Origin of the sequence: Paenibacillus lactis (assembly GCF_017873605.1) — a bacterium.
Lineage (GTDB): Bacteria > Bacillota > Bacilli > Paenibacillales > Paenibacillaceae > Paenibacillus_AQ > Paenibacillus_AQ lactis.
Map to the genome: position 1 here is coordinate 87,712 of NZ_JAGGKI010000006.1, position 16,032 is coordinate 103,743.

At 52.1% G+C, this 16,032-nt stretch carries 15 protein-coding genes; all 15 read left to right on the forward strand.

Going from position 1 to position 16,032, the window contains the following annotated elements; translation table 11 throughout:
- The first annotated feature begins 112 nt into the window (after positions 1–112).
- Positions 113–1,000, forward strand: a complete 888-nt coding sequence (locus J2Z18_RS13305; RefSeq protein WP_007128278.1) for an arylamine N-acetyltransferase family protein — start codon at positions 113–115, stop codon at positions 998–1,000.
- 148 nt (positions 1,001–1,148) lie between these two features.
- Positions 1,149–1,478, forward strand: coding sequence for a chaperone CsaA (csaA, locus tag J2Z18_RS13310; protein ID WP_007128277.1), 330 nt, complete (start codon positions 1,149–1,151; stop codon positions 1,476–1,478).
- 288 nt (positions 1,479–1,766) lie between these two features.
- Entirely contained in the window at positions 1,767–1,964 is a 198-nt protein-coding gene (locus tag J2Z18_RS13315; protein WP_007128276.1) for a hypothetical protein, read from the forward strand.
- 197 nt (positions 1,965–2,161) lie between these two features.
- Positions 2,162–2,374: a GNAT family N-acetyltransferase gene (locus J2Z18_RS30900; protein WP_312889613.1), complete on the forward strand. Its 213-nt coding sequence runs from the start codon at positions 2,162–2,164 to the stop codon at positions 2,372–2,374.
- 23 nt (positions 2,375–2,397) lie between these two features.
- A complete protein-coding gene (locus J2Z18_RS13325) occupies positions 2,398–2,994 on the forward strand; it encodes an ATP-binding protein (protein ID WP_007128273.1) in 597 nt (198 codons plus the stop codon).
- A 388-nt stretch (positions 2,995–3,382) separates the two neighbouring features.
- Positions 3,383–4,351 carry a metal ABC transporter solute-binding protein, Zn/Mn family gene (locus J2Z18_RS13330; protein WP_040738227.1) on the forward strand — a complete coding sequence of 323 codons (969 nt, stop codon included), beginning with the start codon at positions 3,383–3,385 and terminating at the stop codon, positions 4,349–4,351.
- Position 4,352: 1 nt separating this feature from the next.
- Complete coding sequence (locus tag J2Z18_RS13335) at positions 4,353–5,081, forward strand: metal ABC transporter ATP-binding protein (protein ID WP_007128271.1); 729 nt, start codon at positions 4,353–4,355, stop codon at positions 5,079–5,081.
- Positions 5,082–5,084: 3 nt separating this feature from the next.
- Positions 5,085–6,017 (forward strand): metal ABC transporter permease, encoded by a 933-nt coding sequence (locus J2Z18_RS13340; RefSeq protein WP_007128270.1) that lies wholly within the window; start codon positions 5,085–5,087, stop codon positions 6,015–6,017.
- 3 nt (positions 6,018–6,020) lie between these two features.
- Positions 6,021–6,926 (forward strand): metal ABC transporter permease, encoded by a 906-nt coding sequence (locus tag J2Z18_RS13345; protein ID WP_007128269.1) that lies wholly within the window; start codon positions 6,021–6,023, stop codon positions 6,924–6,926.
- A 193-nt stretch (positions 6,927–7,119) separates the two neighbouring features.
- Positions 7,120–8,196: a GntR family transcriptional regulator gene (locus J2Z18_RS13350; RefSeq protein ID WP_007128268.1), complete on the forward strand. Its 1,077-nt coding sequence runs from the start codon at positions 7,120–7,122 to the stop codon at positions 8,194–8,196.
- A 129-nt stretch (positions 8,197–8,325) separates the two neighbouring features.
- Positions 8,326–9,711 carry an ABC transporter substrate-binding protein gene (locus J2Z18_RS13355; RefSeq protein ID WP_007128267.1) on the forward strand — a complete coding sequence of 462 codons (1,386 nt, stop codon included), beginning with the start codon at positions 8,326–8,328 and terminating at the stop codon, positions 9,709–9,711.
- 93 nt (positions 9,712–9,804) lie between these two features.
- The gene (locus J2Z18_RS13360; RefSeq protein WP_028405137.1) at positions 9,805–10,701 is read left to right on the forward strand and encodes a carbohydrate ABC transporter permease; all 897 of its coding nucleotides are present in this window, start codon (positions 9,805–9,807) and stop codon (positions 10,699–10,701) included.
- Complete coding sequence (locus J2Z18_RS13365) at positions 10,683–11,549, forward strand: carbohydrate ABC transporter permease (RefSeq protein WP_245255990.1); 867 nt, start codon at positions 10,683–10,685, stop codon at positions 11,547–11,549. Before J2Z18_RS13360 ends, J2Z18_RS13365 begins: the two co-directional genes overlap by 19 nt.
- Positions 11,550–11,554: 5 nt before the next feature.
- Positions 11,555–14,029, forward strand: a complete 2,475-nt coding sequence (locus J2Z18_RS13370; protein WP_232239310.1) for a family 43 glycosylhydrolase — start codon at positions 11,555–11,557, stop codon at positions 14,027–14,029.
- 36 nt (positions 14,030–14,065) lie between these two features.
- Positions 14,066–15,832 (forward strand): glycoside hydrolase family 2 protein, encoded by a 1,767-nt coding sequence (locus tag J2Z18_RS13375; protein WP_007128263.1) that lies wholly within the window; start codon positions 14,066–14,068, stop codon positions 15,830–15,832.
- Positions 15,833–16,032: the final 200 nt, after the last annotated feature.

Sequence of the window (16,032 nt, forward strand, 5' to 3'; positions counted from 1 at the left end):
TTGAGGCGCGACGGCAACTGTCTCTTTAAATCTGCCTTTTCTGACCATTTCCTTAAGGTCAGAAGCGATATAGCATATATTACAGATGGCTGATCACAGAGGAGTGGAGATATTGATTACGGATGCGGAAGTCAAATCATATTTAAACCGATTGGGAATTTACGATAGAAAGGCTCCAACACAAGCGTTTTTGTTCGAGCTTCATCAAGCACATGTAGAGCGAATTTCTTGGCAAACCGTCGATATTTTTGCGGGTAAACCGACCGTTATGGACGTGCGGAGTTCCATTCAGCTGATGCTGAGCCGGCGCAGCGGGTACTGCTTTCATCTGAACGGCGCGTTCGGCACGCTGCTTCAGGCTTTGGGTTATAAGGTACGGTGGCATCGGGCGGGAGTACAGCCGATCGGGCAAGAGCCGCGAATTAACGGATTTCATCTAGGGATTACCGTGAGCTTAGCCAATGACGACGGACAAGAAGAGCCATGGATCGTTGATGTCGGATTAGGTGATATGCCTTATGAACCGATACCGTTAAGATATGGGACATATCGTCAAGGACCGTTCTCTTACAGCCTCATGGAGTCCGCTGTGGTACAAGGAGGCTGGCGTCTGACGCATGATCCTGCCAATTCCTATGTTGGGATAGATTATGCTCCTGATGTGGTTGACACCCTGGATGTTTTCACAGCTAACCATAAATTCTACAGCCGATCCCCCGAGTCGCCTTGGCGCGACCTGTTCATTGTAAGGCAGCGGAGCGTGAACAGAATCCATGAGCTCAAAGGCCGGATATTGAAGTCATGGGATGAAGCGGGCATGCATTCCTCAGAAATCGTAAGCAAGGCTCAGTGGAGAGAAGTGCTGGCCGATCTATTCCATGAGGAACTCGTCCATTATTCGGAGCTGGAGCGTGAAGGGATATGGGACAAAATTACCAGACTCCATGAACGTTGGCTAAGGGAGATGGAGGAGCAGAAATATCGTACTGGAAGCATATGAGCCTTCTTCATCGCTGGGCTCGCCCCCAGATGAAATGATTATAACCGTTCTCGAACTTGCGGCCTTTCCGCTGCTGATGTTATGATGATTCCCACCATACGAAGTTCATGGCAAAACTTCGGTAACCATTGCAAGGGAGCGAATCAACATGGCAACGATCGAAGATTTTTTGAAGCTGGATATCCGTGTTGGAACCGTCGTGGACGCCGAGCCTTTCCCGGAAGCCCGCGTTCCGGCGATTAAAATGAAAATTGATTTCGGTCCTCTTGGAATCAAGCGGACTAGCGCGCAAATTACGCGCCGATACGACGCCGGGGAGCTGATCGGCACCCAGGTAACGGCGATTGTGAATTTTCCGCCGAGACGCATTGCAGGCTTTGAATCCGAGGTGCTGGTCTTGGGCGGAGTTCCGGAGAAGGGAGATGTTGTCCTGTTGCGGCCGGAATACAAGCTGCCCGACGGCACCCCAATTGCATGACGATATCGAAGAAAAGGCCCGGGGCTTAGCTGCTCGGAGCCTTTTTTAAATGGTTGAACCGAGTTGTTTCCATAGCTGCCGAATGCCACCCGATATGTTATGCAAGCGTTCTCGATCATCTTCTCCGCGAGATGGGAAACGCTTATTTTGAAACAATTATCAACGAGACGGCCAATAACAGCAGGATGGCGAATTGCCGCCAGGGGCGTTGTTTTATTCGTTCGGTTATCATAAGATGGTAACTGGGAAGGTTTTCTAAATGAACCCATAGGGTTAGGAGGGGGATCCATGAACGCAGGCTTCTATCACCATGACGACGAGGTGTCATCCGGCTGGACCTTTGCACAGTATGCGGTGCTTGTTTTTCTCCGTTTTCTGACGCGACGCAAAGTTGCTCGGATCAACGAGGAATGCGATCGGCTGAGAGAAAAGATCCTGGAGCAGAAGAGGCTCCATGTTAATGATCGGATCTTGCATCATGAATGAACCCCTGGATCTCAAAGACGTGACGATCAGCAGCGACCCTTCCTTGCTGGATACAGCAGCCATCTTAAGATTTCTGCATGACAGCTATTGGGCCAATAAGCGGTCCCGATCTAAAATCCTGGATTCATTGAAGGGCTCGGTTTTATTATAACGAGCGGCAAATCGGCTTTGCCCGTGTGGTCACCGACGGGGCGACCGTGTATTGGTTATGCGACGTCTACGTGGATCCGGCTTACCGGGCTCAAGGCGTAGGCAAAAAGCTAATCGCAACGATTACCGGACATCCGGATTACCGAAATTTATTCGGCATTTTGGCAACAAGGGATGCGCACGGTCTGTACGAGCAGTTCGGCTTCGTGCGGGATCATGGCAAGACGCTGACAAGAACTCCGGATTTTTTGAGAAAATAAGGGCCTTATTCAGGAGGTAAACCATGATTCTATGGATTAACGGAGCTTTCGGCTCCGGGAAGACGCAAGCTGCACACGAGCTTCATCGCAGATTGCCGAATTCGTATGTGTACGATCCGGAAAATGCCGGCTATTTCATTCGGTCAAACCTGCCGCCGGATGCCAAGCGGGATGATTTCCAGCATTACCCGATGTGGCGTGAGTTTAATTACGCCATGTTCAAGCACATGGACCAGGAGTCTAACCGCATCATCATTGCGCCAATGACGGTAACCAATCCGGAATATTTCGATGAAATCGTAGGAAGGCTCCGCCGGGACGGTGTGGATGTTCGGCATTTTACCTTGTGTGCTTCAAGGGAGGTCCTCCTTAAGCGCCTTCGTAGCCGTTATGAAGGAGCGAATTCATGGGCAGCCCAGCAGATTGACCGATGCATCAGCGGATTATCGCAGGAAGTATTCCGGCAGCATATCGATACGGATCGGCTATCCATCGATGAGGTGGTTTCGGTGATTGCCGAACATGCCGGCATTCAGCTGCTACCCGATCGTCGAAGCCGTACGAGAAAACAGCTGGACCGCATGAAAACGAAGCTTTCCCATGTTCGGTTTTTAGGATAACTTAAGCGAAAGATACAAGTATAAAACCAGAAACTAGCGAAGAACCTGACCAGGGGCTTCGTTTTTTTGTTTTATACAGTATTTTCATCATCAAAGGAAAATAAGTTAACCGCTTCTAAATAATTTGCATCCGTTTAAAAAATCGAAAAACAAGGATAACCACAAGGAATTTTGACGTTGATTTTGTTGTGGTTTGCGTAAGAACGGCAAAATCGTATTGACAAATGCCTAATGATGGATTATTTTTTGTACATAGCTATTAAAGTTTACCTAAGGCAAAATAATTGGTACAAGGAATTACATTTGGTTTGATGCAGGATGGAATTGACGGGAGAAGCACATTGTCATGTTCGAACAAGGCAATACGTTGGAGGAGGAGAAATGGAAGATGAAAACCAAATTGTTCAGTAAAACGACGAAAATGCTGGGAGCGGTCATGCTGAGTCTGGTACTCGTGCTATCCGGATGTGCTTCCGGTGAGCCGCAGACGAACCAAGCATCAGGGGATCCTGCAGAGAAAATCCAAATTGTGACGACGATTGGTCAGATTGCAGAGCCGATTACCGTCATCGGCGGTGACCGGGTAGAGGTCCAAAGCCTGATGGGGCCCGGGGTTGATCCGCATTTATACAATGCTACGCAAGGAGACATTCAGAAGCTGCAAGGCAGCGATGTCGTATTTTACAGCGGCCTGCATCTCGAAGGAAATATGACGGAGATCTTTGAGCAGATTGGTAAAAATAAACCGGTGCTGGCCATTGCGGATGCGATCCCGAGGGATCAGCTGCTTGAGGATGAAGGTAAGGCGATTGATCCCCATGTCTGGTTTGACATCGACCTATGGAAGCTGGCGCTGGATTCGGCTGTAGAAGAGCTGAAAGCCTTCTCGCCTGATGATGCCGAATATTTTGAACAAAACAAGCGGGATTATTTCGCCAAGCTGGATGAACTGAAGGCAGAAGCTAAAGACAAGATCCGTCAAATTCCTGAAGCTCAGCGGGTTATCGTTACTGCGCATGATGCGTTCGGATATTTTGGCCGCATGCACGGCATGGAGGTCGTCGGGCTGCAGGGACTTAGTACTGAGGATGAGATCGGTCTTTCGGACATCAACGGGACGATCGATACGCTGCTTGAACACAACATCCCCGCCGTCTTTATTGAAAGCAGCATCAACCCGGCTTCCATCAACGCGGTCATTGAAGGAGCAGCCAAGAAAGGGCTCAACGTGAAGCTAGGCGGAGAGCTTTTCTCTGACGCAATGGGGGAAGCAGGGACGACGGAGGGGACCTACATCGGAATGTATCGCCATAACGTTGAAACCATTTATCATGCATTAACAGGAAGCGGTGAATAAGATGAGTGTGCTGAAAGTTCAAGGCTTGCATGCATCCTATCGTAAAAATAAGGTGCTTCATGATGTTTCGTTCGAGGTGGAGCAAGGTTCGTTAACCAGCATTGTCGGTCCCAACGGGGCCGGCAAATCCACGCTCCTTAAAGTGATGCTGGAGCTTCATCCGAAGCTCTCGGGAGACGTATCGTTCTTCGGATCAACGCTGAGTCAGACCAAGACGAGAGTCGGCTACGTGCCTCAACGCGGATCGGTGGATTGGGATTTTCCAACCAATGCGCTCGACGTTGTCATGATGGGACTCTACGGGCGCGTCGGGTGGTTGAAATGGCCGAACAAGAGCCATAAAGAGAAGGCGATGGCGTCCCTTGCGCAGATGGGCATGGCCGATTTTGCGGATCGGCAGATCAGCCAGCTGTCCGGGGGACAGCAGCAGCGCGTGTTTTTGGCAAGGGCTCTTGTGCAGGACGCCGATCTGTATTTCATGGATGAGCCGCTGGCCGGAGTGGACGCTGCGACGGAACGTGCGATTATGACCACGCTGAAAAATTTGAAAATGTCGGGAAAAACCGTGATGGTTGTCCACCACGATTTGCAGACGGTCGAGGATTACTTCGATCACGTTCTGCTCCTTAACCGTACCGTCGTTGCCCACGGGAAGACGGAGGACGCGTTCACCAAGGACAACGTATACCGGGCCTATGGCGGTTCCCTTCGCTTCATGAAGGAGGCGTAACATGTGTTGAATTCATTGCTGTCTCCAAATACACAATGGGTGCTGCTCAGTACCTTGATTTTGGGCATGGCGGCCGGCATGATCGGCTGTCTTGCGTATTGGAAGAAACAAAGCCTCATGAGTGACGCGCTTTCGCATGCTGCCCTTCCGGGCGTGGTTGTGGCTTTCGCGCTGACCGGTACCAAAAATCTGCTGTTCATGATCATCGGAGCCGCGGTCAGCGCGTTGATCGGCGCTTGGTTAATCGGATGGATCCGCTCCTCCAGCCGGATCAAGGAGGATACGGCGATGGGCATGATCCTGTCCGTATTTTTCGGACTCGGAATCATGCTGCTCACGATCGTCAATCGTACGGCTGGAGGCAACCAGAGCGGACTGGATAATTTTATTTTCGGTCAGGCCGCGTCCATGGTCCGTAAAGACGTCTTTACCATGCTTGCCCTAGCCCTGTTGGTCATCGTGATCGTGACGGTCGCTTTCAAGGAATGGAAGCTGTTTTTGTTCGATCCGGACTTTGCCCGCGGGCTCGGACTAAGCAGCCGATGGATGAACGCGATCTACATGGCGGTCCTCGTCCTCGTGATCGTAATCGGCATTCAGGCCGTAGGTGTCATCCTGATGGCGGCAATGCTGATCATACCGGCTGTTAGCGCAAGGTACTGGACGCAATCGTTCAGAACGATGGTGATCCTGTCCGCGATTTTCGGCGGTGGCTCCGGTCTGATCGGAACCTTGATCAGCACGCTCGGCAAAGGCTGGCCGACGGGCCCGTTTATCGTGATAGCCTCCTCGGTATTATTCACCGTGTCGCTCGTGTTCGGCTCGGAGAAAGGGCTGCTGATTCAGGCACTCCAGCTGCGATCCGAGAAGAAGAAGCAGGTGGAGGATCCAAGCTCAAGCTGGACCAAGGTTCCGGCCATCAGGGAGGGGGAGTAAACGATGACATATACGGGCTGGATATTGCTTACTGCTTCGTTGGTCGGTTTGTCCTGCGGCATTGTCGGGGTGTTTCTCATATTGCGAAGAATGGCCATGATGGCCGATGCCATTAGTCATACCGTGCTGCTCGGTATTGTAACCGCCTTTCTGATTACGCGGGAATTAAACGGACCTCATATGCTGATCGGGGCGATCATTACCGGCCTTCTAACGGCCCTCCTCGTACAGTGGTTTCATTCCCGGGGGGTTCAGCAGGATGCCTCGATCGGAGTGGTGTTTACGACATTGTTTGCCATCGGCGTCATTCTGATTGCTACCCAGGTCGGCAATGCCCACTTGGACACCAAGCACGCGCTGATGGGCGAGATTGCGTTCGTGCCCTGGGAGGTCATGAATGTACCGCTTCTTGGCGAAGTGCCTAAGGCAACCTTCATGCTGGCTGCCGTGCTGCTGGTCGTGCTGGTGGTCATCCTGGCCTTCTACAAGGAATGGAAAATCACCTCCTTCGACCCGGCCTTAGCCGCCAGCATCGGCATACCGGTTGTGCTCTTGCATTATGTGTTTATGTCGATGGTGTCGATCACAACCGTTGCCTCGTTTGATGCCGTCGGGGCGATTATGGTCGTCGCCATGCTCATTACTCCTGCTGCAGCGGCATATCTATGGACAGATAAGCTGTCCATTATGCTGGTGCTCAGCGGCGCCTTCGGTGTGATTTCTGCCTTCGCGGGCTATTACGTCGCCGTATGGCTGGACACGTCCATTTCGGGATCGATGGCTTTCGCGACCGGGATCGTCTTTCTTGTAAGCTTCCTGCTGTCGCCGAAGCATGGCGTGCTGTCCCGGTATTTATATCGTTATGAACGGCCCGATCAAGAGGAACAACAAATCGATGCCGTTTCGTGAGCATCCTTGGCACATTAGATCATCGCAGACCCCATCCTTGGAAGCTGAGCAGTTAGGAGGGGGAGGGCTGACCATTAAATATAAATAATCAAGCACCCACTCTTGGGGGTGCTTTTTTTCATTTACAAAAACAAAGTTATGTTATATTAATATACTAATTATACTATTTAAATTATAAAGGTTGTGATGTGCATTGAAATCCTTGCCGCTGTACAAAAAAATTCAGGAAGACATCAAGCGGCTGATCGCCATCGGCAAGCTGCGGGAAGGTGACCGGGTCCCTTCGGAGAAGGAGCTGTCCGAGCGGTACCGCGTCAGTCAAATTACAAGCAAAAACGCGCTGGTCGGACTGATGGAGGAAGGGCTGCTCGTCCGGATTCAAGGGAAAGGGACCTTTGTCATGAGCAGGCCGGAGAACGCTGCCGCGCTCGATCAGTTGGGCGAGTGGACGGCGGGAGCAGGCAGAAGCGGCCGGATCGGGCTGGTGCTGCCGACGATGAAAACCAAAGTGGACCAGCGCTTTCTGGATAACATTGAAAAATACGCCACTGCCGCAGGGTATGAAGTGATGCTGAGAATTACGCGCGAGTCGCAGCTTGAGGAGTCCAAAGTCATTTCGTCCTTTCTGAAGCAGGGAGTGGACGGCATGATCATTTTTCCGGTTGAAAACGAGACATATAACGATTCGATACTGAGGCTTTCGCTGGATCGATTCCCGTTTGTCCTGATTGACCGGTTCTTGAAGGAGATCAAGACGTACAGCGTAAGCTCGGATAACATTAACGGCACGAGGGAAGCCGTCGCGTATCTGCTGAACAAAGGCCATTCGTCCATCGCTTTCATCTCGCCGGAAATTACGAATACCGTAACGGACGAGAGAGCGCAAGGGTTTGAGCAGGCTTTCCTTGAGCGCGGATTGTCGATCGACAAAAGCTTATGGTGTCTCCTTCCGTTGGATGAGATAGCTTCGGGTCAATCCGTCGAACACATTCAGGATTTTTTGGACGGCAGTCCCGCTATCACCGGGGTCATCACAGCCAATACGGAGCTGTGCAGAAATGTTTATAGAGCCGCTGTCGCCTCACGTCGACGGGTGCCTGACGATCTGGAGCTGATTACGTTCGATCCGCCGGATCTGCCGAACGTTCCGTATATTCGGCAAAACGAGGAGGAGATGTGCAGGCTGACCATCGAGCTGCTGACCGAGCAGATTGAAGGGGCCTTTGAGGCTAGAAGAATCGTTGTGCCGGTCCAGCTTGTAAAGGAATAAAGCGATTCTTATGCGAAGTATTCAATCTCTTCAATTTTATAATAAATTGAGTATATAAAAGTATATTGTTATAAGTTATTATGACTTCGTAAAGCGCTTACAATATACCTTGAAGAAGAGGGGAATCGCATGAAATCGAAGAGCAAATTTGCAGGTATGATCATGCTGTTACTGATGTTTGCGTTATCCGCTTGCAGCGGAGGCGGAAGCGGTCCAAACGGCGGAGCTTCCTCCAACAACCCGGACAGCTCGGCGCCAAGCAATGAGGCTGCCGCCGGGACGGACAAAAAGGAGCCCGTGACGATCGAGTTTATGGGCCATGGCAATCCGAACGAAAAGAAAATTTTCGAAAAGCTGATCGCTTCCTTCGAGGAGAAGTACCCGCATGTCACCGTCAAATATACATCGGTGCCTCCGGGCGAGTACTCGCAGAAGATGACAACGCTGATCAGCTCCGGCAAGGTGCCTGATGTATTCTACGTCGGCGGGCCCGAATTCTATCGGTTTGCAGAAGCCGGAACGCTCCTCAATATTCAATCCTATCTGGACCAGACGACGTTGTTTAAACCAGACAACGTATGGAAGCAGGCGATGGACCGTTACCGCTTCGACGGAAGCAAGGTCGGTACCGGAGACTTGTACGGACTGCCGAAGGATGTTGGCCCGTGGGCATTTGTCTACAATAAGGATTTGTTCGATCAAGCGGGCGTGGCGTATCCATCCGCAACAGCCGGAGAGTGGACATGGGACGACATGCTCGAAGCAGCCAAGAAGCTGACGGTTGACAACAACGGCGACGGAAAGCCGGAGCAGTACGGGGTTGGCGCATACAGCCTGGAGTCCGCGGTTTGGGCCAACGGCGGCGAGTACATCGATTACGACACCGGTACCGTGAAAGTAAATGAGCCTGCGTTTTATGAGGCGATGCAATTCGTAGCCGACCTGAATCTGAAGCATAAGGTCAGCCCGAATCAGGAAGCTGAGCAAGCAATGAATGCTTACACCCGCTTTATTAACGGACAGCTGGCCATGTTTGCGATGGGTCCTTGGGATCAGCCGGCATTCTGGGAGCTGCCGTTCAATTGGGATATTGCGGCATGGCCGGCAAGCCCGAACACGGGACAAACGGCGACCTGGCTCGGTTCGATGGGATTTGCCGTATCGGCGAAATCCAAGCACCCTCAGGAAGCGTTCGATTTGGCGGCGTTCCTGTCGTTGGATGAGCAAGGACAGCGCGAAAACTACCAGCTCGGGCAAGCGGTTCCCAACCTGATCGACATGGCCGAAGGCGAGTTTATGGAAATGGATAAAGGGCCGCAAACACGTCAAGTATTTCTGGATATTATCCAAGATTACGGTCGTCCGGACGTGATAGCCTTCTCGAAGGATACGCAATGGATGGATGCATTTAATCAGAACGCGAGCAAGGTATGGAACGGCGATATGTCGGCCAAGGACTTCACGGCTGAAATCCAGCCGAAGATGCAGGAGCTGTACGACAAGGGAAATAAATAATGGCGCAAGGGGGCGGCCGGCTGCTGTTGCCGGCGCTCCCCGCTATATGAACAACGCCCTGTCATAAGGAATACAGGCGAAGGTGGAATGAATATGGGAACGAAGCTGCTCAGCGGCTATCGCAGAAAGGAACTGGCTTGGCTGTATCTGTTCGTCGCTCCGCCGGTCCTCGGATTTCTTTTGTTCGGCCTCGTGCCGATCTTGTTCTCGATCTATATTAGCTTTCATAAATGGGATATGCTGTCCGATCCGCAGTGGATGGGATTCGCTAATTATAAGGATCTTCTGGCCGACGAAAAGGTGTTCAAATCTCTGTATAACACCGTGTATTTGATGATCGGCATACCGATCGGCATGGTGCTGTCGCTGCTGCTGGCGATCTTGATGAACCGCAAAATCGCGGGCATCTCGTTCATGCGCACGATCTATTATCTGCCGGTCATCTCGCCGATTATAGCGGTATCGCTGCTGTGGCAGTGGATTTTGAACCAGGATTACGGGCTGCTCAACAACTTCCTGTGGGAGGTGTTCGGGATAACCGGGCCTAACTGGCTGGGCAAACCCGAGTGGGTGAAGCCTTCGCTGATCCTGATCGGTCTGTGGAGCGGCATCGGGGGGAACATGGTGCTGTACTTAGCGGGACTGCAGTCGATCTCATCAACGTATTACGAAGCTGCGGAAATCGACGGCGCCGGAGCATGGCATAAGCTGACGCGAATTACGATCCCGCTGCTTACGCCGATTCATTTTTTCGTCATCGTTATGGGTATCATCGGGGCGTTCCAGTCGTTCAGCCAAATCTATGTGCTGGCGGTCGACGGCGGACCGGAATATAGCGGCGCTACGGTCGTCTATTACATATTCCAGCATGCGTTCGAGTATTTCAACATGGGATATGCGAGTGCGGTTGCATGGGTGCTGGGTATTTTGATTTTCATCGTCACGCTGATTCAATTCAAGCTTTCCAATCGATGGGTTTATCAGGACTAGGGGGGATTATCGTGAGACGGGAAAGATGGACCGACCTCTGGTCGCTGCTGCTGTTACTGTTCGGCTCGGTGTTTATGGTCGCGCCGTTCCTTTGGACCATATCGACTTCACTTAAGGATCGACGAAACGTATTTGAAATTCCTCCGCAGTGGATCCCCGATCCGTTTACGTTTGGCAACTACGCGATGGTGTGGCAGGAGTCGCCTTTGCTTAACGGGTTTATGAACAGCTTGATCATCGTCGTAATCGTCCTGACGGTCGGCATGCTGGTATCCGCCATGTCGGCGTATGCATTCGGGAAATTTGAGTTTCCATATAAAGGGGTGCTGTTCCTCGGTTTGCTCGGAACGATGATGATTCCTTATTCCGTTGTCATGATTCCGCAATATATCGGTTTTTCCAGGCTGGATTGGGTAGATACGCTGCTGCCGCTCATCATACCCGGCCTGTTCGGAAACATCGTCGTCATCTTCTTCATACGGCAGTATCTGCAGAGCGCGATGCCGACGGAGTTGATCGAAGCGGCGAAGATCGACGGCTCCAGCTTTCCTGGAATCTTCTTCAAGATCGCGCTGCCGATCATGAAGCCAGCGCTGGCGGCTCAAGCAGCCCTGAGCTTTATGGGCATTTGGAACGATTTCCTCGGCCCGCTGATTTACTTGCATACGCCCGAGAAGCAAACGATCCAGGTGCTGATCGCTTCCATGCAGGCCATGTACATCGGTCAGTCGGACTATCCGATGATCATGGCCGCCGCCATCATCGCGATGGTGCCGGTGATCATCGTATTCTTTTTCTGCCAGCGATACTTTATCGAATCGATGGCGATCAGCGGAATCAAGGGGTGAGGCGTATGCCGATAAGCATACCGCACCTGCGGAAGATCGCCAGATCCCTTGGAGCATTAGGATTAGCGGCCGGATTGGCAATGTCGGGTTGCAGTACAATCACGAAACCGGAGGCGGTCGATATGGAAATTTACAAGAACCAAACGTATGCCAATCCTTTTCCATCCTTAGAGGAAGAATGGGAGGATTACGGCAACGGAGATCCATACGTGCTGCGGCATGACGGGCGCTATTATCTGTATGTCAGCACGAAGGATCACCGGACGGGAATCAAGGCGTGGATGTCGGATAATCTGGTCGATTGGCGGTATGCGGGGCTGGTGACCGAAGATCCTGTCTCGACCGGCGCCTATGCGCCGGAAGTCATTTACTGGAACGGCTGGTTCTATCTTTATACTTCTCCGGCAGGCAGAGGTCACTTCGTGTTCCGGAGCGAATCGCCGACAGGCCCGTTCGAACGAATCTCCGAGAATGTCGGCATGAGCATCGACGGCTCGGTGTTCATCGACGATGACGGAACCTGGCTGTTTACGCATGCAGGCTCCTCGGGCATTGTTGGCGTTCCCATGAACGGTCCTGCCGATTTCGGGGTAGGCCAAACGATTCCGGGCCCATACTTAGGCCACTGGACCGAAGGGTCCATGATCATTAAACGTAACGGAACCTATTATATGACCTATACCGGCAATCACGTATTCAGTAAAGGTTATCGCATTAACTATGCCGTGTCCCATGATTCGCCGCTTGGTCCGTATACCGTTCCGGTCAACAACCCGCTCGTCATCAGCACCAAGCCGGACTTCTACGGACTCGGCCACAGCTCAACCGTCCTTGGTCCCGACCTGGATTCATATTATCTCGTATACCATAACCTTACGGGAAGATCCCAGGAAGGCCCGCCTGTCCGCCGTATGAACATCGATAGGCTGGTCTTCAATGGAGACAGGATGGAGCTTCTCGGACCGACGAACTACGAACAGCCTGTTCCGAGAGGGCCGGTCTTTGCCGACAGACTGGATGGAGCTGACATCGACGAAGCATTGTGGGAGGCTAAAGAAACAGCAGGGAGCGGTCGAATCATCAGCAAGGAGAGCACGGGTCCAATCTTTACGGCTGAATATAATTTGGTACCGTCTCAGGCGCGCGCTGCCGCATTGTTTGCCTATGAGGATGCGAATCAATACGGATTCGCCGAAATTGAGCCGAAGGACAACGCGATTTCCTTGGGGACAGTGGTGGACGGAAGGCGTCAGGTGCTTGCCGAGACGAAGATCCCTCAAGACATGGATTGGTCTAAGCTGCACACCATTCGTGTCGAGCGTGGAGAAGATCGGCTCCGGGTTTATCTGGACGGCATGCTGAGGCTGGATGAATCGGCGGACTCGTTCGGCCCAGGCAAAATCGGATATCTGTACGAGGAAGGCGAACCGGGCCTTTCGTATACGGCGTTCTCGAATCACGCTTCCGGCACCAGCGACTTTGATACGGCTAAGCCGCTTCCTGGCAGCATCGAGGCCGTTCATTATTTAAGCGGCGAAGGCAGGGGCTTTTCGGTCCGGCACCCCTCAGCTTCCAGTGAATGGCGCCGTTCGGACGGAACGGCAATCAAGCTCGCAGAGGATGGGAGCTATGCGGCCGCACTGACGGAAAAAGGCGACTGGCTGCGCTACGCGGTGAACGTCTCCGAATCCGGCACGTATGGGCTGGACCTGACGGTCAAGTCCGGCGCGCATCCATCGGCCATCAAGGTTCTTGTGGACGATAAGGTAGCCGGAAGCTATAAAGTCGATGGCAGCGATCACTCCGGCAGCGAGCCTTGGGTGAAAATCCGGGTCGGGTCGCTGAAGCTCGAAAAGGGGTTTCGTAGCCTTACCATTCAATTGAACAGCGGCCAAACGCTGGAGTGGACAACGATGGATCTTGAACGGGTCAATGAAGAAAAGTTCAAAGTCGAGGGTGTTCTGGAACAAGCAAGCGCCGAGGATATTCATGGCCAGTGGGTTGAAACGGATGGAAGGTATGCCGGCACAGCCGATTCCGATGCCAAGATGTATGGAGGAAGTCCTCAGTGGACCGACTATCGCATCCGTACGACCGTAAAGCTTGGCGTTGACCCGTCCGGTCAGGCGGGGGTGCTCTTCCGGGTGACGAACGAGTCGGATTTCCGGGATCAAGTGAGCGATTCGTTGATGGGATATTTCCTTGCCGTCAGCGCCACGAAGCTTGAGCTGTACAAACATAATTACGATTCCGAGCTTCTGCAAAGCGTGAAAATTTCGCTGGAGCCTAATGAGCTAGCAAGCTTAAGCATTGAGGCGGTTCGCGGCGAAATCCGAGTTTATGCGCAGGACGGGAAAGACCCGGTTCTGACGTACGAGGATCCGCGGGCTTTCATGCAGGGGAGAGTGGGCATTCGGTCGGTTCATGCGGAGCAGATCGAGCTCGGGGACATCACGGTAGAGTCCATAGCTGTGAAATAGAAACATAAACTAACAGAAGATGGAGAGTGGAACAGAATGTCAAGCTCGCACAAGTATATTAAGGACTATCCCAGACCGCAATTGGTACGTGAAGAATGGGAAAATCTGAACGGGGAATGGGATTTTCGGTTCGACGATGCATTGGAGGGGGAAAGCGGCAAGTGGTTCGAACGATTAGATGCTGACCGCAAAATTACGGTCCCCTTCACATTTGAAACGAAGGCCAGCGGCATAGGAGACGAAACATTCCATCCTTGCGTGTGGTATGAGCGGTCGGTTACCGTTCCTAATGAGGCAGCGGGAAAGCGGATCCTGCTGCATTTTCAAGCCGTCGATTACGCGGCGACTCTATGGGTCAATGGCAGGAGGATCGGCACGCATGAGGGAGGATATGCCGCATTTTCGTTCGATATTACCGAAGCGGTCGAGCTTGGCCGGGAGAACAGAATTACCGTTCGAGCTATGGACAGCAACAGCTGCATGCAGCCGCGCGGCAAGCAGCGCTGGATGAAGGACAGCTTTGGCTGCTGGTACGTGCAAACCACCGGCATTTGGCAGACCGTGTGGATGGAATACGTGAACCCGGTCCATATCCGCAGGGTGAAAATTACGCCGGACCTGGAACGGGGGGCGGCGAACTTCTGTTATGAATTGGGGAATACAGGGCTTCGTTACGACGGAGTAACCCTTCAGACGATCGTCCGGTTTGACGGAAAGCTGATCCGATCTTCGGAAACGAGCGTCGAACGCAGTACGGTAACGGTCGACGTCAGTGTCGTGAACGAAGCGGCGGGTGAATGGAAGATCAAGCCTTGGCACCCGGATCATCCGAACTTATACGACGTCGAGATGATTCTTAAGCAAGACGGGCAACCGATCGACACCGTCTATTCCTATTTCGGCATGCGAAGCATCCGGATCGTAGGAGATCAAATCTTGCTGAATCATACGCCGCTTTATCAGCGGCTGCTGCTGGACCAAGGGTATTGGAGCGAGACGCATCTGACGCCTCCATCGGAGGAAGCGCTGCTGGAAGACATCGACAAAACGCTTGCGCTCGGTTTTAACGGTGTGCGCAAGCATCAGAAGCTGGAGGATCCCCGTTATTTATACTGGTGCGACCGCAAAGGTCTTCTGGTCTGGTCGGAAATGCCGTCAACCTACGAATTCGGCGACGATGCCGTAGAACGCTTCACGAATGAATGGATGGCAATCGTTCGGCAGTATTATAACCATCCTTCCATTATTACCTGGGTACCGTTTAACGAGTCATGGGGAATATCCGAGATCTTTACCGATCGCATGCAGCAGCAGTTTACGGAGTCGATTTATCATCTGACCAAGGCATTCGATCAAATGCGGCCGGTGATTGTGAACGACGGATGGGAGCATACGGTATCGGATATTATTACGCTCCACGACTATGAAGAGCTGGGCGCCATGCTGGAAGAGCGTTATCGGGACAAAGACGCACTCTTAGGCAATGCGTTCGCGCATAACAAGCATCGATACCCATTTGCGCAGGGCTATGGCTATCGCGGTCAGCCTGTCATTATCAGCGAATACGGCGGCATCGCCTTTACAAGCGAAGAGGGCTGGGGCTACGGAAATCAGGTTCGCAGCGATGAGGAATTTTTGAAGCGTTACGAAGGCATAACGCAGGCGATAAAAAGCTTGCCTTACGTGTGCGGATTCTGCTATACGCAAATTACGGACGTGCAGCAGGAAGTGAACGGCTTACTGACAATCGAGCGCAAGCCGAAAGTGAATATGGACTCGATTCGAAGCATAAACCTGGCATGAGCAACTTGAAGCATTGAAGCCTTGCGACCCAATCTCCGGGAGCAATCTCTCTTGAAGATTCAGATTCGCAGATCCTAACGCCGAAAGCTTTTATCTGGAAGTAAACCACGGATGATTACATCTGTGGTTTATTTTTTTGTTGTGATCCAGCCAAATTACCGTCGTTCATAAACAAAGCTTGGACAAATCAAACGAATTCC